Source organism: Rhizobium sp. CFBP 13644, from assembly GCF_014842165.1.
In the GTDB taxonomy this organism is placed as follows: Bacteria; Pseudomonadota; Alphaproteobacteria; order Rhizobiales; family Rhizobiaceae; genus Agrobacterium; species Agrobacterium tumefaciens_C.
Window position 1 is genome coordinate 628472 of the sequence record NZ_JACYVF010000001.1, and the last position, 23733, is coordinate 652204.

A 23733-nucleotide genomic window follows, 5' to 3' on the forward strand; every position below is an offset into this window, starting at 1 on the left:
CCAAACCATATGCGGGCCGCCTGACTATCGGGCGGCCCGTTTGCATTTGTCACTCTGCGGCTGCCCGGGTGACGCTGAAAACCTGATTGATATAGGCCCGCAGCGCGGCTGGCCGCACCGGTTTGTGCTGCACGGCAATGCCTTCCTTTTCGGCCTGGGCACGCACCTCCAAGGTTCTGTCGGCGGTAATAAGAAGCGCCGGAATGTCCTTGGCATAGACCTGCCTTAAACGAAGAACCGCATCGATGCCGTTTCCATCATCCAGATGATAATCGGCAATGACGAGATCAGGAGCGCGGGATTCTGTATCGGGCCATTGACCAATCTCGGCAAAGGAGCCCGCCTGGCTGACCTCGCAACCCCAGCCAGACATTAGCAAGCGCATGCCTTCCAGTATCTTCGGCTCATTGTCGATGCACAGCACGCGAAAGCCGTGCAGCTGTTGCCCAATGGACGTTGGTGCATCACGCTCCACCAATCGGGCGGTCCGCCCCTGCGTCATCTCACGCGGCAGATGCACCCGAAAAGACGTGCCCCTGCCCTGGACCGAAGACAGATGGACCGGGTGATGCAGAATGCGCGAGAGCCGGTCAACGATCGAAAGGCCAAGCCCCAGACCAGCCGCTGTCTTCGCGCCCTCGTCCAGCCGTGCAAACTCCTTGAAAATGGTGCGAAACTTGGATGAGGGAATGCCGATGCCGGAATCGACCACCTGAATGACCGCCTCCTTGCCCCGGCGGCGCACACCGACAATGACCTTGCCGGACAGGGTGTATTTGATGGCGTTGGAAACGAGGTTCTGCACCAGACGCCGCAGCAGGTTGATGTCGGATTTCACGGTCAGCGATGTGGGCATGACGATGAGTTCAAGGTTCCTCTCGCGGGCCATGGGCGCGAAATCCGTCTCGATGCGCTTGAACAGATCATTGAGCGGCACAGATGCCATGCGCGGCTTCATGGAGCCTGTGTCGAGGCGGGAAATATCCAGCACGGCACCCAGAATGGTCTCGACCGATTCCAGTGCCGAATCGATGTTGAGCGCGAGCGCACCATTTTCGGTTTCGCCGACACGCTCCACCAGCGCCGAAGAATAGAGCCGTGCCGCATTCAGCGGCTGGAGAATGTCGTGGCCGGCGGCGGCGAAAAAGCGGGTCTTGCCCACATTGGCCTCATCGGCTGCGGCCCGCGCTTCGGCCAATTCGTGGTTCACGCGGGTCAGTTCCCCGGTGCGCTGTTCCACCCGCTGCTCCAGCGTTTCATTGGCCTGCTTCAAGGCCTGGTCGCTTGCCACGCGCTGGGTAATATCCGTGAAGGTTGCGACGATGCCCTTGTCCGGCATGGCGTTGGAGCGAACTTCGATGATGCGCGCCCCACCCGCCAGCACCAGCGAAAACGGCATATCCATTCTCAAAAACAGCTCGATGGTCTGGCTCTGCTGGCCGGGCGCAATATCGCCGCGCTCTTCCAGCATGCCGACAATGTCGGAGAGAGGCAGGCCGACCCGTCCGAACTGCTCCGGCAGATCCAGCAGGGTGCGGAAGCGTCGGTTCCAGATGGTCAGTTGCTGAGAGCTGTCGAAAACCGCAATGCCCTGATCCATCTGCGCAAGCGCTGTCTGCAGCATGTCCTGATTGTATTGCAGCGCCTCGCTGGCCTGATCCAGCAGCCAGACGGTGTCGGCACTGGTATCCTCCGTCTTTTGCAGGATAAGCGACAGCACCAGCCTTGCCGAAGAGGAGCCGATGGCGCTGCCCAGCAATTGCTCGGAAAAATGCACGAGTGCCATATCGGCGGGTTGGTCGTCCTCCAGCTTGCGGCCAGCGGTTTTCTCATAGGCTGCCAGCGAGCGCAGCATCCGTTCCTCGCCGAGATACCGCCCTACGGCCGCCTTCAGATCACCGACACTCACCCGTGTTTTCCAGCCGCGTGTCGCGAATTGCGATTTGGAGTGGCGCTTCACGAAAATGCCGGACTGGATGCGCTCGGCCGGTCTCGGGTTGCGCAACAGCGAACCCAGCACAAAGGCCACGCAATTGACCAGCAGGCTCAAGGTCACGGCATTGACGAGCGGGTCCGCCCCCGGCCCGCTGAAGACAACAGCGCCGGGAAAGAGGAAGCTCAGAACCGTTGCGGCCACTTGGGAATTATCCGGCCCGCCAAGGCTTGGAAGAAACAGCAGATAGGCCCAGACAATAAAGCCGGAACTCAACCCCGCAATGGCGCCACGCGCATTCGCCCGCCGCCAGACAAGCCCGCCCAGAAGTGATGGTGCCATTTGTGCGATGGCCGCAAAGGCCAGCAGGCCGATGGAGGCAAGGCCCGATGCGCTGTCTGCCGCTCGGTAATAGGCATAGCCCAGAAACAGAACCGCGAAGATGGCGGTGCGGCGGATATTGAGAAGCGTCCGGGCAAAATCATCGCGGTGCGCTGTGCGGTTCAGCAGTTTCTGCCGCAGGAAAATCGGCATGACGATATCGTTCGACACCATGATGGACAGCGCCACAGAGGCGACGATGACCATGGCCGTGGCTGCCGAAAACCCGCCGATGAAGGTAATGAGTGACACTACTGGCATCTGGTTGACGAGCGGTAATTGCAGCACATAGAGGTCGGCATTGCCATTGCTGCCAAGCGTCAGAAGCCCGGCAATGGCAATGGGCAACACGAAGATATTGATGGCGATGAGGTAGAGCGGAAAAAGGAACTTCGCCGTGCGCAACTCGTTCGGCGTGCGGTTTTCAACCACGGTGACGTGAAACTGGCGCGGCAGAAGAATGATGGCGAAGGCAGACAGCAGCGTCAGCACGATCCAGCGACTGATCGGCGTCTGGTAGGACATGGCCTGCATGACCTGCGTATTCTCAGATGCCAGACGCCATAGCTGCGCCGGACCATCGAACAGAAAAAAAACGACATAGACGCCCGCCGTGCAGATGGCCACCAGCTTGACCACCGATTCCATGGAGATGGCGAGAATGAGCCCATCCTGATGCTCGGTCGCATCCGTGTGGCGGGTGCCGAACATGACGGCGAAACCGGCCATGATGACCGTGACCAGAAGCGGAAGATCGAGAAAATAGAGGTTGCCGCTTCCAATGCCGTAAGCGGTCGGGTCCACCATGGCGGCAACCGAATTGGAAACGGATTTGAGCTGAAGGGCGATGTAGGGAATGGCGCCCACCAGCGCGATGACCGACACCAGCGTGGCGACTGCCGGGTTCTTACCGTATCGGGCGGCAATGAAATCGGCGACCGAGGTCAGTTTTTCGGCTTTGGCCAGTTCCACGATGCGCCGCAAAATGGGCATGCCCAGCGTGAAGGCGAGGATTGGGCCGGTATAGATGCCGAGGAACTCCAGCCCTCGCTCCGATGCCAGACCGACACCGCCGAAATAGGTCCAGGATGTGCAATAGATGGCAAGGCTTAGCGCATAGACAACCGGCCTGCCCTTGTTGGAGACGGGTTTCTGACGGCTCTTGCGGTCACCATAGCTTGCCACTGCAAAGAGCAGCAGAATATAGGCGAACGCCGATACGAATATGATCCACCCCGGAAGCACTGGCTGTTCTCCCCACCATCCTCAGCGCCAAGCATAAGCCAGTTCCGGGACAATGAGAATTGGCTCGCGCCTTGGCATAAAGTTTAACATGGTGAAACTGCTGGTTTTTCGCAGCACATATCTGCACATTCGAAATTTGAGATGTTATCAATGAACACCCATTCCGAAGATTTGGGTCGAGAGGGCTTGAGAGAGGGATATGTGGAATGCTGAACGAGTTTAAAACTTTCATCGCACGCGGCAATGTCATGGACCTTGCCGTGGGTGTCATCATCGGCGCGGCGTTCAGCAAGATCGTCGAATCCGTGGTCAATGACCTCATAATGCCCATCGTGGGCGCGGTGTTCGGCGGCTTTGATTTCGCCAATTACTTCCTGCCGCTCAGTTCAAAGGTCACGGCAGATTCGCTGACTGCCGCCCGCGAACAGGGCGCGGTTTTTGCCTATGGCAACTTTCTGACCGTCGTGATCAACTTCGTCATCCTCGCCTGGATCATCTTCCTGATGGTCAAGGGCGTGAACAAGCTGCGCGCCTCTGTCGAGCGCCAGAAGGTCGAGGAAAAGAAGGCACCGGCCCCGCCACCGGAAGACGTGCGGCTGCTCACGGAAATCCGCGATCTGTTGAAGACCCGCTGATAGCCAAGCCAGTCCGGTGTGCCAGTTCGGCGTGCATGATCCATCAGAAAAATCCGTGATGTCTTCACACAATATCATGCACGCTGCACGCCTGATGCGCTAAGAAGGCACATACACTGGAGTGCCTTCATGTCTGTTCTGAAAAGTCTAAGCGCCCGCTCTCTCTCGACGCCCGAAAGCGGCATTGTCGAGGTCAAGAAATACGCCCATGCCCGCGAAAATCTCCTGCCGCTCTGGGTGGGTGAAGGCGATCTCCCAACGCCTGCCTTCATTGCGCAGGCCGCAGCCGATGCGCTGACGGGCGGCGAGACCTTCTACACATGGCAGCGCGGTATTCCGGAGTTGCGCGAGGCTCTGGGTCGCTATTACCAGCGCCATTTTGCCGCTACGCTTTCATCCGACCATTTCTATGTCACGGGTTCCGGCATGCAGGCCATCGTGCTTGCCGTGCAGGCCCTGACGTCGCCCGGCGACGAGATGATCTACCTCACGCCCACCTGGCCCAATATCGTCGCGGCCATCGGTGTTGCCGGTGCCAAGGCCGTTCCCGTCGGCATCGATTTCACCCATGGCAAATGGGATATCGACATTGCCAAGCTGGAGCAGGCCATCACGCCGAAGACGAAGGCGCTCTTCATCAACACCCCATCCAACCCGACCGGATGGACGGCAACGCTGGATAATCTGCGCGATATTCTGGCGCTTGCCCGCAAGCACGGCCTCTGGATCATCGCTGACGAGATTTACGCGCTCTACCATTATACCGGGCAGCGTGCGCCCTCCTTCCTCGATATTATGGAAGATGATGATCGCATCGTCTTCGCCAATTCCTTCTCCAAGAACTGGTCGATGACGGGCTGGCGCGTGGGCTGGCTGGTGGCGCCGCCGGAAATCGGTCAGGTCATCGAAAACCTTATCCAGTATTCGACATCAGGCGTGGCCCAGTTCATGCAGCGCGGTGCCATCGCCGCACTCGATCATGGCGACGATTTCATCAAACAGAATTTTGCCCGCGCTGCCAGATCGCGTGACATTCTCTGCGACGCGCTGATTGCCACCAACAGGGTGGAGACATTGAAGCCCGATGGCGCACTCTATGCCTTCCTCAAGATCGACGGCGTGACGGACAGCCGTGCGGCAGCCTTCGACATCGTTGACAAGGTCGGCGTCGGCCTTGCACCCGGCAAAGCCTTTGGCGCGGGCGGAGAGCTGTTTCTGCGGGCCTGCTTCCTGCGCAATCCGGCGCAGATCGAGGACGCGGCAGACCGGCTATCGAGCTATATTCTGGATAAAACGCGCTGACCGACGACAAGCGGCAAGGACAATCAGAGGATTGCCCTTGCCGTTCCATATTTCCATGTCGTGGAGGTCGGTGCCGCGCTTAATGCGCAGTGCTGGTGGGAGCAGCTTCGGGGGTCCGGTAAAAGGTCGCGTGTCGCAAACTATCGGCCAGGAACGCGGTGTTTTCGTTCGGATCGCTCGATGGATTCTGGAAATTGATGTGGTTGATGTTGATGCCGGCGTGGTCCTTGCCCAGCTGTAGCTGCGCATAGATGGTCACACCTTTCGGCTTGATTTCCAGGTCCAGAGTAATGGACGGATAGGTATCCCAGTCCAGCTTGTAGTCTCCACCAATGCCGAAATAGACTGTGCCTGGATGGAAATAGAGTTCAGCCGCCGAATCCACGAGATCCGAAAGGCTACTATAATATTCAAACTTCAGAAGGGAGATCAGATCTCCCGCATCGATTAAACGAAGCTCGGCTGCCACAGGACCAATCGCACGAGCCAAGATTTCTTCCCGTTCAGCCGAATATGCGCATTTTTTCATATTGATCAGTTTACCCGTCTTTTGTTTTGGCGCGCTGCGTAGACCTTGTGAATCAGTTCCGCAACCGCCTTATAAAATACTGACGGGATGACACTATCGACCGAGACTTGCGCAAACATGGAGCGGGCAAGCGGCGGGTCTTCAAAAATGGGGATTCCGTTCTCCGTGGCGATCTCTCTGATCCTCAATGCGATCAAATCCTGCCCCTTTGCAACCACGACTGGCGCGTCGCTCTCATCTTTCACGTAGCGCAATGCAATCGCATAGTGAGTCGGGTTTGTGATGACGAGTGTCGCTCTGGGAACACCGTCCATCATTCTGCGGCGGGCGCGATCGCGGGCGATGGAGCGCTGACGGGCCTTGACCACCGGGTCACCCTGCGACTGCTTGTACTCGTCCTTCACTTCCTGCTTGGACATGCGCTGCTGGCTGTGCCAGCGGTAATTGGTCCAGAAGTAGTCGGCCACCGCCAGAATGCCCGTCGAAAACAGGACAATGACGACCATCTTTTTCAGGATGTTATAGCCGGTCTGCATGATGCTGTGGGGATCGGTAACCAGCGCGTTGAGCAGATTGTAATAGTCGTTCCTCAGCATCGTCACCACGATGATGCCGACGATGACCACCTTGAACAGGGATTTACCGAAGTTGACGAGGCCATCGACGCTGTAAATGCGGGTAAAGCCTTTGACGGGCGATATTCGCGATATTTGCGGTGAGATCCGGTCCAGCACGAATTGCGGCAGGTTTTGCGCGAAGGACTGTCCAAGGCCCAGCACGATGAACAGCACGGCTGCCGGCAGAAGCAGTGCCGCGATTTCCTTGGACAGATGCAGACCCAGCGACACCATGTCGGTCGCCGTGTTCAGCCGCCACTGCTCCGGCCGCTCGATAATATCTCCGAGCGTTTCGCCCAGTCGCTTGATGCCATCGGGCATGAAAAAGACGAGGTAGAGATAGAAGGCGAGCATCGAAGCAAACAGAGCCGCTTCCTGGGATGAAGGCACATTTCCCTTCTCCTCCGCGTCGCGTAGTTTTTTCTCTGTTGGTTCTTCTGTTTTACTGTCTTTGTCTTCGCCGTCTGACAAGACACGTCCCCTGACTGAAAAAGGCCCGCCGGTACAGGCAGGCCGTTCTTCTCAGGGTATAGAGGGCAGCGGCACCCCGCAAGTCGCGCGAGGCCACCCCACAGCTTTTATCGGCGCGTCTCGCCTTATGCGGCGGCTACTCCGTCGGCAGGGGGCGCTTCTTTCAGCACGATCTGGCCAGAGCTAGCCAGACGAATGGCTTCCTGCGCAACCGCGCGGCGGGCAATGGCCACTTCGCGGGTGTTGAGCGATGCGGTCGGCACTGCCAGATCCGATTCGATCATGCGGCGCTGGCGCGGGCTGATGCAGGACAGCACACATTCCTTGATCTCGTTCGTGGCACCGCGAAGCGCCATGGTGAGAATGTCGGCCGAGACGTCGTTGAGCAGCGAAACACGGCTGCGCTGCGGCATGTAGAGAAGGTCTTCGAACAGGAAGATCTTCGGCTTGACCTTGTTGGCAGATTCCTTGCTGAGCGTTTCCAGAGAGCTGAGCAGGGTATCGACTTGCGGCTTTTCGAGTTCGTTCATCAGGTCGGCAACCTTCGCCGAACCTGCAGCATTGCGCTCGGCATCCAGTTCCGCGATCAGCGCAATCACGCGCTTTTCGATGATCTGGGCGGCGGCAGGGCTGACTTCCTTCATGTTGACCGTACGGTTCATGATGTCGGCGCGCTGCTCGTCGGGAATGGTCAGAAGAACCTTTGCACCGAAGGAGGATGGCAGCATGGTGAGGATATAGGCGATGGTCTGAGGATGTTCGCGCAGCAGGAACTTACCGATGAACTGGGGGTCTGCGTCCTGCAGCTGATCCCAGATCGAGGTTTCGAAAGCCTGGAAGGCGGTCCGCCGGCCCAAAAGACCATCCACCTCTTCAGGTGTCAGGCCTTCTTCGAGAATGCTCTCGATGGCCTTGGCGTTGTCCATCAGGCCTGTGCCTTCGGTGAACAGGTCTTCGAATTCCGCCACGATGATGGCGAGCTCGTCTGGCGGAATCACGCGAAGTGTCTGTGCCGAATTGATAATGGTCTGCAACTCGGCCTGGGTAAAAAACTTGAGGAGTTTTCCGGCCACGCCTTTTCCCATCGCCAAGAGTACGGCGGCGGCCTTGTCTGCCTGAGACAACGGCTTCCCAGCAATTGGGTTACCGAAATCCTCAAAGTCCATCATGGTCTTTCCTCTCCGTCCCCACAGGGATTAGGCTTTCTTGGTACTCAACACTTCAATCAGCTTTACACCAAAGCGTGTATCGTCGTCTTCCAGTACGGTGATTTCGCCCCGTGCGATGCAACGGCCGTTCACCATGATTTCGACAGGTTCACCGATTCGCCGCTCAAGCGCAATGGTTGCACCCTCTTCCAGTCCCATCAACCCGGATACCAGCATGCGGCTGGTGCCAAGCACGATCTGAACATCAATGGGAATATCCATGATCAGATCGAAATTATCAGTCAGACCGCTGCCCAGTGGCGAGGGCGATGCGGCAAGCGGGGCGGAGCTGGAGCCGAAATCAGACGTGCCGAAGCTGTCCATTCCGCCACCAAATGCCGAGAGATCGTCGGATGCCGGTTCAGCGTCAACTGAGCCAAAATCGCCGAAATCGCCGAAATCCGATAGCCCTCCATCCGAATCGCTTTTCAGTACACCGCGCAGATCACCGATTGCCTGGTCCAGCTCGCCCGTGTCATCGAGCGAAGGCAGGAAATCGTCTTCGGTTTTGGGTGTCTTTTTCGTAGCCATGCGCTAATTATTCCCTTTGAAACTTGCGTCAAGCTGCCCACACCTCTCAAAGAGGCATGTCGGGCGTTTTAACCCATCAAATGTCTAAGAATTTCGTCGTCCGTGCTCACATTGTTCTTCACGCGAACCGTGTATTTGTCTCCCGCACGACCAAACTCACAATTGTACATATTCGCCCCATTGGCGCTGACTTCGACGCAAATGTCATCCTGCGTGATATCACGGAAGGGAATGACATCGCCTGGCACCAGACGAGAGATCGTCTTCAGCGTCAGGCTCTGCAATCGTATCTTGGCTTCCAGCGTCACTTGTGAACGCTTCACCTGTTCGGAGATCATCTCCATCCATTCTTCCTGCTTCTTCATCGCCTGTGCCGATGCCTTCGGCGCCAGAATGGTCGTCTTCAGCAGCGCGCGCTGCGGAATGACCAATGCGAATTCGGAAGCAACCTTGCCGATCTGCACCTTGAGGCGGATCAGAATACCGTATTGGGCCGCAATAGCCTCTTCGAAAATGGTCTTGCCATTTCCGTTGAAGGGTGGATCGATCGTAGGCTCAAACCCACCCGGCGCATTGATCGACGAGCGCAGCACCTCGCCCAGACGTCCCAGCACGAGTGCCGCCAGATCAAGCTCGATATGCGACAGCGCCCGCACTTCGGGCTCCATGATCGTATCGGGGGCAGCACCCAGCATGCGCTCCATCAAGGCCATGATAAAGGCCGTGCCGGTTGCCATCATAAAATTGGGGCACCAGTTGCGAAGGGAACAATCGGCAACGGCAAAGTCCTTGCCAAGCTTGCCCACCAGATCGGTCATGAGCCCGGATTCGCAACCGACATAATCCACCTCGATGGCGATGCCTGTCTCACTGTGGAACGTATCCGGCAGGAAGTTGCCGTAGATCTGCCCGATGTCGGCACCGATCTTGGCGACCTTCTTGCTGTCTCCCAGGCCACCCGTCAGCTTTGCCAGCAGCGCGGGTTCCATGGGTGTGACATTCGATTGTACAGCATTCGCCATCATCAAGCCGCCTTCTGGTCGCCGCCCGGGTTCATCATTTCCTGCTCCACGGCATCGATGGACGGACGCTCATGGTTGGAAATCGTCTTGCGTCCATATTCGAGCGCAACCTGCGGAACCGAGCCATTCATGTAGGCCAGCAATGTCTGCTTGACGATGATGTAGAGGCGGTGCTGCTTGGAGCGGACGATTTTTACCTGTGATGCCAGTGGGTTACAGATGGAGTAGGACAGGATGATACCCAACATGGTGCCCACGAGCGCCGCACCAATGAGGCCACCGAGGATCGCAGGCGGTTCGTTGATCTTACCCATGGCCTTGATAACACCGAGAACCGCGGCCACGATACCGATGGCGGGGAAGGAGTCACCCATCGCGGTAATGGCGTGGTAGGGCTTCATCTTGTCGTAAAGAATGGTCTCGATTTCTTCGTCCATCAGCGCTTCAATCTCATGGCTGCGAGCATTGCCGATGATGATGAGGCGAACATAGTCACAGATGAAGGATGTGAGTTCCTTGTTTTTCAGAACAGACGGCGCGATCTGGAAAATCGAGGATTCTTCGGGATTGTCGATGTGAGCTTCAATCTCGTTGCGTGATTTGGTGCGAAGGTCGCGCATCAGCGAATAGAGCACGCCCAGAACATCCAGATAGTGACGTTCTTTCGGCACGGCATATTTGAATGCTTCGCCAAGCGCCTTGCCGCTGTCTTTGACCACCTTCATCGGGTTGGCCATGATGAAGCCGCCGAGACCAGCGCCGCCGATGATGACGAGCTCGAATGGCTGGAACAACACGTCCAGATGTCCGCCCATGGCCATGTATCCGCCAAGAATACAGCCAAAAGTAATCACTAATCCGATAAGAATATTCATCTGAAGCTCGCGTCTGATGCCAATTTCGCATCTCAGGGATAGGGGACATGCCTTGTGCGAGGCTGGCTTGCTCTCGCAGTTTGTTGCGGCCGTTCACCCAAATGATGATCGCCTTGTCGCGTCTGTGCCGCCGCTCTCCTTTATAAGCAGTCATTCAAAAGCTTCGCGCAAGCCAGTGTCCGTATCTGAGTAAACAGAAGGTTGCGATATAGAAGACGCGCCTTTTCTTGAAGTAATGGACAGGAGACCGGCATGCAGTCTGGTATTTACGTAGGCATATCCTCCCAGATCGCCCTGGAACGTCGTCTCACGACCATTGCGGACAATATTGCCAACATGAACACGGTCGGGTTTCGCGGCACGGAGGTCAAGTTCGACCAGGTGATGAGCCAGACCCGCAACGACCTCAAGGCCGACATTGCATTCGTGACGCAGGGCAGCGACTATCTGTCCACCCGCAACGGCGAAATGATCCAGACCGGCAACCCCTTCGACTTCGCGGTCAAGGGTGATGGCTGGTTTGCCATCAACACGCCCGCCGGTCAGGTCATGACCCGCGACGGCCGCTTCTCCATGGGCACAACAGGCGAACTCGTCTCCACGCAGGGCTATCCGGTTCTCGACGCAGGCGGCGCACCAATCCAGCTCAACCCGGCAGCTGGCGAACCGACCGTCGGCTCGGATGGCCGCATTCTGCAAAACGGCACAACCGTTGCACAGCTGGGAATTTTTACCGCCGACGCCAAGAAGGGCTTCGTGCGCTATGAAAACAGCGGCGTCATCTTTTCCGAAGCGCCGCAGCCAGCTGTCGACACCGGCTCTATCGGCGTGATCCAGGGCTATGTCGAACAGTCCAACATCAACGCCATCAGCCAGATGACACAGCTTGTGCAGGTCAACCGCGCCTTCGAGGGTATTTCTTCGCTGATGAAATCGACGGAGGATTCCTTCTCACAGGCTATCCGCACCCTCGGAGGCGGCCAGTAAGCGGCGCGTGGCATAAATGGAAACCGAGATCGACACAGAGATCGAGACTGAAGCCGGCACCGGGATCGAAGTTCCCGCGCAGCCGCCGGTCCAGCCGCCTCCCAACATTTTCACCCGGCTCGATACGCTTGCGCAACTCCTGGAAACGCAGATTGCGTCCGGCGCGTCCCTGTCTCGCGGCGGGCGGGTCAGAACCATCGCGGCCGGGCATTATACGGTCAGCGGTCTTTCCGAACATGTGCGCCTTGGCGAGTTCGTCGTCCACAAAAGCGAATCAAGCCTGCATCTGGGTGAAGTTGTGCGGGTGGAGCCGGATCTGATCTATGTCTGCCCCATCGAACCGGGCGACCCCATTGGCGTCAACGACGTTGTTTTGCGCGAAGGCGAGTTCCGCGTCGAGCCTGATGACACATGGTGCGGGCGCACCATCAACTCGCTCTGCAAGCCCATTGACAACAAGGGGCCGCTGGTCAGGGGCGCCCGGAAGCGGTCCGTTCTGGCCCTGCCGCCGCCATCCATGACCCGAAGCCGTGTTGTTACGGGCTTTCGCACAGGCGTCAAAGCCATCGATATCTTCACGCCGCTATGCCTTGGCCAGCGTCTTGGCATTTTCGCAGGCTCCGGTGTGGGCAAATCCACGCTTTTGTCCATGCTGGCGAGGGCCGATGCCTTTGACAAGGTTGTCATCGCTTTGGTCGGTGAACGCGGCCGCGAAGTGCGTGAATTCATCGAGGACACGCTCGGCGACAACATGAAGAAATCCATCGCCATCGTTGCCACCAGCGATGAAAGCCCGATGCTGCGCAAGATGGCGCCGCTCGTGGCTATGACGGTTGCGGAACACTTCCGCGACAAGGGCGAAAACGTCCTCTTCATTGCCGATAGTATCACCCGCTTTGCCCATGCCATTCGCGAGGTTGCGATTGCCGCTGGCGAGCCGCCGATTGCGCGCGGCTATCCCGCATCGGTCTTTACCGAACTGCCGCGCCTTCTCGAGCGCGCCGGACCTGGGCCGGAGGGCACCGGTACGATCACGGCCATCATCTCCATTCTGGTGGATGGCGACAACCACAATGACCCGATTGCCGATGCGACGCGCGGCATTCTGGATGGTCACATCGTGCTGGACCGTTCGCTTGCGGATGAGGGCAGATACCCCCCGATCAATCCCCTCGCCTCGATTTCGCGCCTGTCGCACAAGGCATGGACGCCCGATCAGCAGAAGCTGGTATCGCGGCTGAAGTCATTGATCCACAATTTCGAAGAAACCAAGGACCTGCGCCTGATCGGCGGATACCGCCCGGGCGTGGACGCCGAACTCGACATGGCGGTCAAGCAGGTGCCGTTCATTTACGACGTGCTCAAGCAATCACCGGGAGATCGCACGGTCATCGACGCCTATGCCGAACTGGCAAATGCCTTGCGAAATGCGCCCGTTAACAACCAGCCAGCACCGATCCAGCGACGGGCCCCATGATGTTGAAACTGATGAGACAAGAACGACAGGATAATCCGAACCGCGATGCGCGTCAGCGCCGCTCGATCCGCGACTTCGACCGCATGCTGACCGGCGGCCTCATTGTTGTGGCGGCAACGGCTGCAGCCTTGCCGTGGTATGTGTTCTTCAACCCGGAAAAATTCGGGATAAGCGGCGCTGGCTGGGAAGCTTTGACAGACGTGCCGCAACGCGAAGGCGGCGGCTCAATCGCTGTCATGCCGCACGTGGAAGAAGACCCGACCACGCAGGCGCAGACCGACCCGATGCCCGATCTGGACGCTTTGACCACCGCAACCGTGCCGACGGACGCTGGCGGTCGGGCCGCCAATGGCGACGGCAAAGCCCAGCCCTTCCCCGGTGGCACCCGCTTCAAACTGCTCCACGTCTCGAACGGCCGCGCCCTTATCGAAGACAAGTCCGGCATGTTCCTCGTCCAGATCGGCTCCATCCTTCCAGATGAAAGCCGCCTGATCTCGATGACCAACATCGACGGAAAATGGCAGATCATCACCTCTGCCGGCGAGCTCTATACGGAATAAGGCGTTCGGGTAGTGCTCGTCACGCCTGCGAAAGACGCATCAGCAGCGTCTTAAAAGTGGTACAGGAGTACCCACCAGGCCGCATAGCTAAGGCATGTGCAAAGAGAAATTTCAGGGAAATTTGGCGGTCGGACAGTTGCCGACCATTTGCCTATGGAGTCCGCCCCATCAACCAAAGATGGCTGATGGGGATTTGACTGGAGTCAACAGACGAAGCTTAGCGCTGTGGATCACGCCTTTTGACCAATGATATCATGCACCTAACGAATAAACATGTCCAGTTATTTTTTGACATTCTAAATTAGAAAAACCCGGCATTGCTGCCGGGTTTTCTTTTACTAACCGAAGTTAGAGGTATTAGAACGAACGCTGAAGGCGAACGAAACCGTTAACCTGATCGTCGCCACCATCTACGTCGAAGTAGTTAACTGCAACCTTGGTGGAGAGGCCCTGGGTGATCTGGTAATCAACCATTACGCCAGCCTGCCAAGCATCGTTGTTCGTGAAGTCGTTCGTGAGGATCGCACGACCTGTAGTCGCACCTGTCGTTGTGTTGAACAGGTCTGCACGAGCAGAAACGTTACCGAAGTACTGAGCGCCTGGAGTGATCGTCAGCTTGTCAGTCGCCTTGATTGCGTATTCAGCAGCAACAGCCCATTCAGATTCTGCATAGTAAGCGTTTGCGCCGGAAGCCCAAACACCAGCCAGGCCGAGTGTGCCAGGACCGATTTCAGCAGTACCAATCAGACGAACAGCGCCTTCTTCCTGGTCAACATCATAGCCACCGATCAGAGCGAGCGTTGCGCCGCCGAGCTTCGTGCCCATGCCTGCAGAAACGCCAACGTTGTTGTCTGGCTCAGATGTTACGTTAGCGAACGTTACGCCGCCGATCGTTGTCGTTGTGCCGTCGAGTGTAGCAAACTGCGAACCAGTGCCTTCAAGTTCGTCAACCGAAACGCCAGCCCAGAAAGAGCCTGCATCGTAGGTGTAACGAATGGAGTTGAAGAGTGCGTTCGTGGAGAGAACGTCAGCTTCGCCAGAGAGACCATCGTCCCACCAGTTGTAGAACTTACCAACCTTCAGGCCGCCGAGTTCGATGAACGCCTGGTCAACGAATACGGAAGAAGAAGAGGCAGAACCGCCGTCAGCATTGCCACGGAAGCCGATGAAGCCGCGCAGTGCGCCGAGTTCGGTGTCTGTGCGTGTGTCAACTTCGAACTGAGCGCGCGTGAACGAATCCCAATCAGATGTACGGCCGTTGGTGTTTACGCCGAAGCCTGTACCGCGGTTAACGTCTGTCTGGAAGCGAACGTAGCCGCCGAACTTCAGGCAGGTTTCTGTGCCTGGAATGTAGAAGAAGCCTGTGCCGAAAGCGTCGCAAACGCGAACGTATTCGAGGGCTTCTGGCTCAGCTGCGACGATTGCGTCTGCAGCCTGTGCGCCGGATACTGCTGCGAGAGCGGCAGCGGAGCCGATCAAAAGGCTCTTGATGTTCATAATGACCTCCAGTCATGTTTCGTTGCAAAAGCGGAACAGTCTTGGAGACGCCCCCCGCTTCTGGATTTGAATAGACAGAAAGTGGCGGGCCATCGCAACCCGGAACCATTGATTTTCCTAACACAACAGACGCTTCTACTATAAGCCTGTGGTATTTTAGCGACAACTCACGTTACTGTAGGCAGCTTTTGGTGCACTTTTGTTAAGGTATCGGTAACGTTTGAACGCCCGCCGAGCCGAGGATTTCGTTGCGAGAGGAAAGGCCCCACGCAGTTCGCGACGACTCAAGTGCTACGCGATTCTACGACATCAGGCGCGGCTTGCCGCTCCTCGACGAGGAAGCACGCTCCTTGGTAAAAAACCGCAAACGCGGATATGCAAATCCGCCAACGAGGCAGACGATTGCGAAAGGGGCTATCGGAAGAACAACGAGCAAGTGGAAAACAAAATGGACGCGGAACGTCGTTGGCACCAGACTCGCAACTTACTGATTTCGCTGAGGGAGGAATGGTGCCCGAAGGCGGATTTGAACCACCGACACGCGGATTTTCAATCCGCTGCTCTACCAACTGAGCTATTCGGGCACTAGAGGCTCAAGGTGAACCTTCGCTTTGGTCTGCGCCGGAGAAGCTTGCTGCCCCGGAAGTGAGCGGGTTTTAACATATTGTTCGGCCATGGCAAGCGCCTCTTTGAACTTTTTTGACAGTTTTTTGGCGCTCCCTGTGGATGACGCGGGAAAGGCTTGGAGTCGTGGGCTTTGGGTGTTCTTCCTGCGGTGAAAACGATTTGCTTCTGAAAAAAAATGCGCAAGCTTCGCCAACCACGCGGCGCGGGTGCGCGTGGTTGGCGGTTATGCTGAGCCCTGAGACGACACGCGGATGCGGGATCTCTGGTATGGTTTTGAAGGCGTGCGCATCCGCGTGGCCTCATATATCCGGGAAAATCGCTTTTCCCTTCTTTCTGGTCATTCGCTACCACCAAAGAAGCGCACCCTGCCCCGATCGTTTGAACCACTGGGATTGCGCGCCACTTCACTGGCCCATGAGAACGGACCATCCGGTTTCCTTCAGGGATAACCGTTGCTCCGCCTTGAAACCCTGTTGCCTGTCCGCACGTTACAGGCAGACAACCCGGTCCCAGCCCCGTCGGCCCGCCATGTCTCGCGAACACATTTTGGCGACGATGCGAGGCAGATTGTGCGCTCTGCTTCAGCGACATTGAGAAAGTTGCGGAGATTTTTTTGAGATTTTTTGCGTTTTTTGGACAGATCATTGATTTTCAATGATTTTTTTCGGTCAGGTCCTGATGACCGTGGAGATGGCGGCCCGCATTGAGCGGGCCGCACTCAAAAAACCTACTTCGAGCCAGCCGACAGGCCAAGCGCAAAGGGGACTGCAGCAACCAACAGCGCCATGATGGGCGAGGATGCGAAGATACGGCCTGCCAGTGATGTGATGGCAACGGAACGGACGATAGGGAGCCAAGTGGAAACATCAGAGCCGTGACCGGACGCACCGCTGTTGCGGGACGCAGCAGCCTGCAACTGTTCGACATCGCTTCGGATGGCCGCCATCTCGCGCCTGATATCGTTGATCTGCTCATGCAGAGAAACATCCGAGGAGGACAGTCCAGATGCTCTTGCACCTGTGTTTGCGCTCTCTCTTGTCGCGCCTGCGTTATCATCCAGTTGGGAAAGTTCATCTTCAAGGTCTGACGGCTTGTCAAAGCCATGCGAACGGATCGGCGCCCTCATGTCGTATTCCTCTCATATGCGCGTCTGGCTGCGATGGGTGCAGGCAGATCTGGGATATCTCGCAAACGCGGGAAGACGCAAAAGGATGCACGCCGGTGGTGGTAACAGGGCGCAAGACAGGCATTGCAGCGCCCGATATGATCTCAGGGCGCTGCAATGGTGATTGCTATTTGACCGGCTTGAGCGACTGCAGAATGCTGACCAGTGTCTTGCTGTGAGCGTCCTGCGTGGCTTTCGTGCCCCAATAGGTCACGACAAGCATCTTGCCTTCCTTGGGCGAGGCGAAGCCGAGGGAGACTTCCACCGGGCCATCTGCATCAACGCCGTCAAATTCGATGCTTCCAAACGTCATGCCGTTGATTTCAACATCGCCGGAATCACTCTGGCTTTTCGCATCAATCTCCACGCCATTGTCGACGAGGAATTTGATGGCGTCTTCGATGACCTTATCCATGCTTTTATCGCTGGCGACATCGATGGAGAAGTAGATGGCGGTATCAGGCGATGTGGCGTCGATGCCGGTTTCGGTTTCTTTCGGACCCCAATCATCGGGAATTTTCACCGATGCGATGGGCGCATCACTCGGAAATTTCAGTGTTTCAGCCTGGGCAAAGAAGGGGGCGAGGGCGATGGCAGCAGCAAACAGTATTCGTTTCATGGATAAGTCCTCCGGGATCAGGGCGCGACTTCTGGCGCAGCAATGGCTGCGTTATTCGCCTTTAAATTCGATATAAGTGCAATTTTATTGTCTGGAAATTGAATAATACGAAGTAATCAATAATAATATTAGCGCGGTTAATGAGATTAAAGAGAATATCGATCACGCATTTCTGTTGATAGCCATCAATGGCGGGCCTCGATACAGCATCCTGCATCTGAAAACAAAAACAGGCCCCGGAGGGCCTGTCGATTTGCAGTATCAGTTCGGCATTATGCGGCTCGCGCAGCCTGTCCATAGGGGTCGAAGCGGCCATAGAAGGTTTCGCCCTTGGCAGCCATGTCCTGAAGCAGCGGGGTTGGCTTGAAGTGCGCGCCATAGGTCTGCGACAGTTTCTCTGCCAGCGCCACGAAGGTCTTTACGCCCATGCCATCTATATAGGAGAGAGCACCGCCCGTGTAAGGCGCAAAGCCGAAGCCCAGGATGGAGCCAACATCGGCTTCGCGGGGATCGGTGACGATACCCTCTTCAACGGTGCGGGCAGCTTCCAGCGCGATGGTGACGAGGAAACGCTGTTTTAGCACCTCCATATCAACATCTTCAGGCTTTTTCTGCGCATAGAGGTCTTTCAGGCCGGACCAGAGAGACTTCTTGGCAGGCTTTGCCGGATAGTCATAGAAGCCCTTGGCATTCTTGCGGCCAAAGCGGCCCTCGCCTTCGACCATCTTCTTGACCAGCTCCATATGTCTGACATCGACCGCCTTGTCGCCCAGATCGGCAACGGTGGCTTTGAGGATCTTGTAGGACAGATCGATGGCGACTTCATCGTTGAGCGCGAGAGGACCGACCGGCATGCCGGCAAATTTCGCGGCATTTTCGATCATGGCGGCGGGCACGCCTTCGATGAGCATTTCATAGCTTTCGGCCATGTAACGCAGCACGCAGCGATTGACAAAGAAGCCGCGCGTGTCATTGACGACAATCGGTGTCTTCTTGATCTTTGCGACATAATCCAGCGCGACGGCCAGAGCCTTGTCGCCCGTCTCCTTGCCGAGAATGACTTCCGTCAGCATCATCTTCTCGACCGGCGAGAAGAAGTGGATGCCGATGAAATCGTTCGGGCGCTTGGAGTTCTCCGCAAGTCCGGTGATGGGCAGGGTTGACGTGTTGGAGGCGAAGATCGCGCCTTCTGGAAGCACGGCCTCAACCGCTTCGATCACGGCCTTCTTCACGTCGCGGTCTTCAAAGACAGCTTCGATGACAAGGTTTGCGGTTTTGAGCGAGGCATAGTCAGAGCTTGGCGTGATGCGGGCGAGGATGGCGGCACCCTCTTCCTGCGTCATGCGGCCCTTGTTGACGCTATCCTTCACCAGACCTTCGCAGGTTGTCTTGCCCTTTGCGGCGGCTTCGTCATCGCGGTCGATGAGGGTGACATCCAGACCGGCAACGGCTGTGACATAGGCAATGGACGCGCCCATGAAACCGGCACCGACAACGCCCACGTGGCTGAGATCACTCTTTGGCTGACCGGCGGGGCGGCGTGCGCCCTTGCCCAGCTCCTGCATGGAGATGAACAGCGAGCGGATCATCGCAAAGGCTTCCTTCGAGCGAAGGATTTCCGTGAAATAACGCTGCTCGACCTTCAGCGCCGTATCGAAGGGCAATTGCAGGCCTTCATAGACGCATTTGAGAATGGCGAGTGCTGCCGGGTAGTTGCCAGCGCTTTCGCGGCGCAGAATGGCAGGGGCTGCGGGCCAGAGCTGGGCGGCGGCGGGTGTCCAGATGCCGCCACCGGGGGCCTTGAAGCCCTTTTCATCCCATGGGGCAACGGGCTTTAGGCCATCCTTGATCATTTGCTTGGCAGCGGGGATCAACTGATCCGGCTCCACCACCTGATGAACAAGGTTCATGGCCTTGGCGCGGCTTGGCGTGAGCGACTGGCCTGTCGTCATCATCTGAAGGGCAGACTGAGCATCGGTGAGGCGCGAGACGCGCTGCGTGCCGCCGGCACCGGGGAAAATGCCGACCTTGATTTCCGGCAGCGCCAGCTTGACGCTCTTGGCGTTGGAAACCACACGGCCATGGCAGGCCAGCGACAATTCGAGCGCGCCACCCATGCAGGTGCCGTTGATGGCCGAAACCCATGGCTTACCGTTGGTTTCCAGCTTGCGATACAGCCAGTTCATCTTGCCGACAAGGTCAAACAGCTTCTTGGCGGCTTCATCCGGGTTCTTTTCCTTCTCCTCATGGTAAAAGGAGAACATGGACTTGATCATCGACAGATCAGCCCCGCCGGAGAATGTGGCTTTGCCTGATGTGAAGACCACGCCCTTGACGCCAGCATCCGCCACCGTGGCGTCGATGACGGCATCCAGCTCTTCCAGCACCTGGGCTGTGAAGACGTTCATGGATTTTTCCGGCATATCCCAGGTGACGAGCGCAATGCCATCTGCATCTGTCTCAAGGGTGAAATTGGTATAGGTGCTCATATGGGGATTCCTCTTCCCTGAATTTCTGTGGCCGCTCCATTCTCTCTCGTCATCCTCGGGCTTGACCCGAGGATCTAAGCACCGTGGATAGATCCTCGGGTCAAGCCCGAGGATGACGAAGGAACCGTTGCGGTCTTAACCGCTCAGCTTTCAAACCCGCTCGATAACCGTTGCCGTGCCCATGCCCGCGCCAATGCAGAGCGTGACCAGTGCGGTGTTAAGATCGCGGCGTTCCAGCTCATCCAGAACCGTGCCGAGGATCATTGCGCCGGTGGCACCCAGCGGGTGACCCATGGCGATGGCGCCGCCGTTCACGTTCATCTTGTCGTGGCTGATATCGAAGGCCTGGAGATAGCGCAGCACCACGGCGGCGAAGGCTTCGTTGAGTTCGAAGAGGTCGATATCGGCAATCGACATGCCGGTCTTGGCCAAAAGCTTTTCGGTGACATCGACGGGGCCGGTCAGCATCAGTGCCGGATCGGAGCCGATATTGGCGAAGGACCGGATGCGCGCGCGGGGTTTCAGGCCCATGCTTTCGCCGCCCGCCTTGGAGCCGACCAGAACAGCCGCTGCACCATCCACGATGCCGGAGGAATTGCCCGCATGATGGACATAGGTGATGCGCTCCACTTCCGGGTGCGCCATGATGCCGACAGCCTCGAAGCCACCCATCTCGCCCGGCATCTGGAAGGATGCGTTGAGCGAGGCAAGCGTCTGCATATCCGTTCCGGGACGCATGTGCTCATCGCGGTCGAGAATGGTGATGCCGTTCTGGTCCTTCACCGGGATGACAGAGTTCTTGAAGTAGCCATTTTCCCAGGCGTGCGCTGCGCGCTTCTGGCTCTCGACGGCAAAGGCATCCACGTCATCGCGGGTAAAGCCGTATTTGGTGGCAATCAGATCAGCCGACACGCCCTGCGGCATGAAGTAAGCCGGGAAGCTGACTGATGGGTCCATGTACCAGGCACCGCCCGACATGCCCATGCCAACACGCGACATGCTTTCCACGCCGCCTGCGATGACGATTTCGTCGGCACCAGCAGCAATCTTTCCGGCTGCAAAATTGATGGCATCGAGACCAGATGCACAGAAGCGCGAAATCTGCATGCCCGGTGCCTTGGTGGAATAACCGGCCTCGAAAGCCGCACCCTTGGCAATAACAGCGCCGGCATCCATGACCGGATCGACGCAGCCCATGATGATGTCATCGACGGTGGAAGTGTCTAGCCCGTTGCGATCGCGGATCGCTTCGAGCGTTTTGGCAGCAAGGCGAACGGACGGCACTTCGTGCAGCGAACCATCCTTCTTGCCGCGTCCGCGCGGGGTGCGGACGTGATCGTAGATATAAACGTCAGTCATTTTCTCATCTCCCAGCACAGTCACCTGTGCGCCAGCTCTATTTAAGTGTCCATTTGCCCCGGCGATCGTCTTCCGCCGCAACAATGAGGCCCGTCTTTCTCAGTTCTGTCGCAGCCCAGCGCATGTCGTATTGCCACGAATAAAAAAGGTCTTGGCCCTTAAGATCATTCTGGTGGTGCTCCCATATATATTTTGCAACATACAGGATTGAGGCTTCGCCACCGTTGGACTTAAGCGCATCAACCACCCATTTCTTCAGATCAGACTTTACAACCCCAGCCACTTAAAACGCTTCCGCAGCCAGTTCCATCATCGTATCGGCACCGGCTTCGATGCGCGTCTTGCGCAGGGCCGTTTCGGGCATGAGGCGCTCCATGAAGAACTTAGCGGTGACGAGCTTGGTCTTGAGGAACACGTCATCTGATGCGGAGCCAGAGGCCAGGGCCACTTGCGCTGCCTTTGCCATGCGGGCCTGCATGTAGCCCAGCACGACGAGGCCGAAGAGGTGCATGTAATCGGTGGAACCGGCACCGGCATTGTCAGGCTTTGCCATGGCGTGCTGCATGAACCACATGGTGGAGGCCTGCAGGTCGTTCAGGCCTTTCTTGAGGCCCTTGGTGTAAAGCGTGAGGGCTTCATCAGCGCGGTTTTCCTCGCAGAAATCGCCGATTTCCTTGAACAGCGCCATGACGGCACGGCCACCATTGAGGCCCAGCTTGCGACCGACGAGATCCAGAGCCTGAATGCCGTTGGCACCCTCATAGATCATGGTGATGCGGGCATCGCGCACATACTGGCTCATGCCGTGTTCTTCGATATAGCCGTGGCCGCCATAGACCTGCTGCGCCATGACCGCGTGGTCAAAGCCCTTGTCGGTCAGCACGCCCTTGAGGATCGGTGTCACGAGGCCGATCAGATCATCCGCCGCCTGACGTTCCTTCTCATCGCTCGAGCGGTGGGCGATATCCGATTGCAGAGCAGACCACAAAAGGAAGGCACGGCCAGCTTCGTTGAAGGCACGGATGGTCATGAGGGTGCGACGAATGTCGGGGTGAACGATAATCGGATCCGCTTTCTTTTCCGGTGCCTTGACGCCGGAGAGAGAACGGCCCTGAATACGCTCGCGGGCATATTCCACGGCATTCTGATAGGCGATTTCGCTGACGGAGAGGCCCTGAAGGCCAACGCCGAGACGTGCCTCGTTCATCATCACGAACATGGCCGAAAGGCCCTTGTTTTCCGCGCCGATGAGGTAGCCGGTCGCGTCATCATAGTTCATGACGCAGGTGGCGTTGCCGTGAATGCCCATCTTGTGCTCAAGCGCACCGCAGACCACGCCGTTGCGGCTGCCGACAGAACCATCCTCATTGACGAGGAATTTCGGCACGATGAAGAGCGAAATGCCCTTGGTGCCCTCTGGTGCGCCTTCGATGCGGGCGAGCACCAGATGGATGATATTGTCCGTCATGGAATGTTCGCCAGCCGAGATGAAGATCTTCTGGCCGGACAGCTTGTAGGAGCCATCGCCCTGCGGCACGGCCTTGGTGCGAAGCAGGCCCAGATCGGTGCCGCAATGGGGCTCGGTCAGGTTCATGGTGCCGGACCATGTGCCTTCGACCATCTTCGGAAGATAGGTCTGCTTCTGCGCATCCGAACCATGCACGAGAATGGCGGCAATCGCGCCCTGCGTCAGGCCAGGATACATCATCAGCGACAGGTTGGCAGACGACATATATTCGCCGATGGCGGCATGCAGCGTATAGGGAAGGCCTTGCCCGCCATATTCCGGTGGCACGGCAAGGCCAGTCCAGCCGCCTTCGCAATAGGCATCATAGGCCTGCTTGAAACCATCCGGCACCGAGACGGAACCATCTTCGGCGCGCTTGCAGCCCTGCTGGTCGCCAGACCAGTTCAGAGGGAAAAGCTGCTCCTCGGCAAGCTTTGCCGCTTCGCCGGTGATTGCCTCGATCATGTCGGGCGTTGCGTCTTCAAAGCCGGGGAGATTGTTGTAGCGCTCCAAACCGAGCACGTCGTTGAGTATGAAAAGCGTGTCTTTGACAGGGGCCTTGTATACAGGCATTCCGATGATCCTCCGCACCGCGCCGGAATATTCCGGCCAATTATGAGGCCACAATATTTGACGTGCGCGTAAACGTCAAATGACATTTTCATACGTTTCGGAACGCGGATATCTCTACCTAGAG

The 23733-nt window shown here is 57.4% G+C and carries 19 protein-coding genes and 1 tRNA gene; 5 read left to right on the forward strand and 15 right to left on the reverse strand.

What is annotated here, in order from left to right:
- Positions 1 to 49 precede the first annotated feature (49 nt).
- Complete coding sequence (locus IFT53_RS02975) at positions 50 to 3559, reverse strand: PAS-domain containing protein (RefSeq protein WP_192063403.1); 3510 nt, start codon at positions 3557 to 3559, stop codon at positions 50 to 52.
- A 206-nt stretch (positions 3560 to 3765) separates the two neighbouring features.
- Here IFT53_RS02975 and mscL point away from each other — a divergent pair, with 206 nt between their 5' ends.
- Together mscL and IFT53_RS02985 are read left to right on the forward strand one after the other, a co-directional pair.
- Positions 3766 to 4194 carry a large conductance mechanosensitive channel protein MscL gene (gene mscL, locus IFT53_RS02980; RefSeq protein ID WP_192063402.1) on the forward strand — a complete coding sequence of 143 codons (429 nt, stop codon included), beginning with the start codon at positions 3766 to 3768 and terminating at the stop codon, positions 4192 to 4194.
- Between the two features lie 129 nt (positions 4195 to 4323).
- Positions 4324 to 5496, forward strand: coding sequence for a pyridoxal phosphate-dependent aminotransferase (locus IFT53_RS02985; protein ID WP_192063401.1), 1173 nt, complete (start codon positions 4324 to 4326; stop codon positions 5494 to 5496).
- Positions 5497 to 5575: 79 nt separating this feature from the next.
- Here IFT53_RS02985 and IFT53_RS02990 read toward each other — a convergent pair whose 3' ends face one another.
- From IFT53_RS02990 to motA, 6 genes are all read right to left on the reverse strand, one after another.
- Positions 5576 to 6025, reverse strand: coding sequence for a hypothetical protein (locus IFT53_RS02990; RefSeq protein ID WP_042617991.1), 450 nt, complete (start codon positions 6023 to 6025; stop codon positions 5576 to 5578).
- A 5-nt stretch (positions 6026 to 6030) separates the two neighbouring features.
- Positions 6031 to 7113: a flagellar biosynthesis protein FlhB gene (gene flhB / locus IFT53_RS02995; protein WP_192063400.1), complete on the reverse strand. Its 1083-nt coding sequence runs from the start codon at positions 7111 to 7113 to the stop codon at positions 6031 to 6033.
- A 125-nt stretch (positions 7114 to 7238) separates the two neighbouring features.
- Positions 7239 to 8282, reverse strand: coding sequence for a flagellar motor switch protein FliG (gene fliG / locus IFT53_RS03000; protein ID WP_192063399.1), 1044 nt, complete (start codon positions 8280 to 8282; stop codon positions 7239 to 7241).
- Positions 8283 to 8309: 27 nt separating this feature from the next.
- On the reverse strand, positions 8310 to 8852 hold the full coding sequence (fliN, locus tag IFT53_RS03005; RefSeq protein ID WP_192063398.1) for a flagellar motor switch protein FliN: 543 nt from the start codon (positions 8850 to 8852) through the stop codon (positions 8310 to 8312).
- 68 nt (positions 8853 to 8920) lie between these two features.
- Complete coding sequence (locus tag IFT53_RS03010) at positions 8921 to 9877, reverse strand: FliM/FliN family flagellar motor switch protein (RefSeq protein WP_082249883.1); 957 nt, start codon at positions 9875 to 9877, stop codon at positions 8921 to 8923.
- On the reverse strand, positions 9877 to 10749 hold the full coding sequence (motA, locus tag IFT53_RS03015; RefSeq protein WP_042617987.1) for a flagellar motor stator protein MotA: 873 nt from the start codon (positions 10747 to 10749) through the stop codon (positions 9877 to 9879). The genes IFT53_RS03010 and motA overlap by 1 nt, the downstream gene beginning before the upstream one ends.
- A gap of 252 nt (positions 10750 to 11001) precedes the next feature.
- Here motA and flgF point away from each other — a divergent pair, with 252 nt between their 5' ends.
- The 3 genes from flgF to IFT53_RS03030 are packed head-to-tail and all read left to right on the forward strand — an operon-like array spanning position 11002 to position 13773.
- A complete protein-coding gene (gene flgF, locus IFT53_RS03020; protein ID WP_042617986.1) occupies positions 11002 to 11736 on the forward strand; it encodes a flagellar basal-body rod protein FlgF in 735 nt (244 codons plus the stop codon).
- 16 nt (positions 11737 to 11752) lie between these two features.
- Positions 11753 to 13213 (forward strand): flagellar protein export ATPase FliI, encoded by a 1461-nt coding sequence (gene fliI / locus IFT53_RS03025; RefSeq protein WP_192063397.1) that lies wholly within the window; start codon positions 11753 to 11755, stop codon positions 13211 to 13213.
- A gap of 11 nt (positions 13214 to 13224) precedes the next feature.
- Entirely contained in the window at positions 13225 to 13773 is a 549-nt protein-coding gene (locus tag IFT53_RS03030) for a flagellar protein (RefSeq protein ID WP_192063396.1), read from the forward strand.
- Between the two features lie 357 nt (positions 13774 to 14130).
- On the opposite strand, the gene IFT53_RS03035 is transcribed toward IFT53_RS03030, so the two are convergent.
- The 8 genes from IFT53_RS03035 to IFT53_RS03070 all read right to left on the reverse strand — a co-directional run bounded on the left by IFT53_RS03035 (position 14131) and on the right by IFT53_RS03070 (position 23609).
- Positions 14131 to 15270 (reverse strand): porin, encoded by a 1140-nt coding sequence (locus tag IFT53_RS03035; RefSeq protein WP_192063395.1) that lies wholly within the window; start codon positions 15268 to 15270, stop codon positions 14131 to 14133.
- Positions 15271 to 15778: 508 nt separating this feature from the next.
- Positions 15779 to 15854, reverse strand: a tRNA-Phe gene (locus IFT53_RS03040).
- A 770-nt stretch (positions 15855 to 16624) separates the two neighbouring features.
- Positions 16625 to 17023, reverse strand: a complete 399-nt coding sequence (locus IFT53_RS03045; RefSeq protein WP_192063394.1) for a hypothetical protein — start codon at positions 17021 to 17023, stop codon at positions 16625 to 16627.
- A 166-nt stretch (positions 17024 to 17189) separates the two neighbouring features.
- Entirely contained in the window at positions 17190 to 17681 is a 492-nt protein-coding gene (locus tag IFT53_RS03050; RefSeq protein ID WP_192063393.1) for a histidine kinase, read from the reverse strand.
- Positions 17682 to 17953: 272 nt separating this feature from the next.
- Positions 17954 to 20170, reverse strand: coding sequence for an FAD-dependent oxidoreductase (locus tag IFT53_RS03055; RefSeq protein WP_192063392.1), 2217 nt, complete (start codon positions 20168 to 20170; stop codon positions 17954 to 17956).
- Between the two features lie 150 nt (positions 20171 to 20320).
- Positions 20321 to 21529 (reverse strand): acetyl-CoA C-acetyltransferase, encoded by a 1209-nt coding sequence (locus IFT53_RS03060; protein ID WP_042617978.1) that lies wholly within the window; start codon positions 21527 to 21529, stop codon positions 20321 to 20323.
- A 37-nt stretch (positions 21530 to 21566) separates the two neighbouring features.
- Entirely contained in the window at positions 21567 to 21812 is a 246-nt protein-coding gene (locus IFT53_RS03065; protein ID WP_192063391.1) for a hypothetical protein, read from the reverse strand.
- Positions 21813 to 23609 (reverse strand): acyl-CoA dehydrogenase C-terminal domain-containing protein, encoded by a 1797-nt coding sequence (locus IFT53_RS03070; RefSeq protein ID WP_192063390.1) that lies wholly within the window; start codon positions 23607 to 23609, stop codon positions 21813 to 21815.
- Between the last annotated feature and the right edge of the window lie 124 nt (positions 23610 to 23733).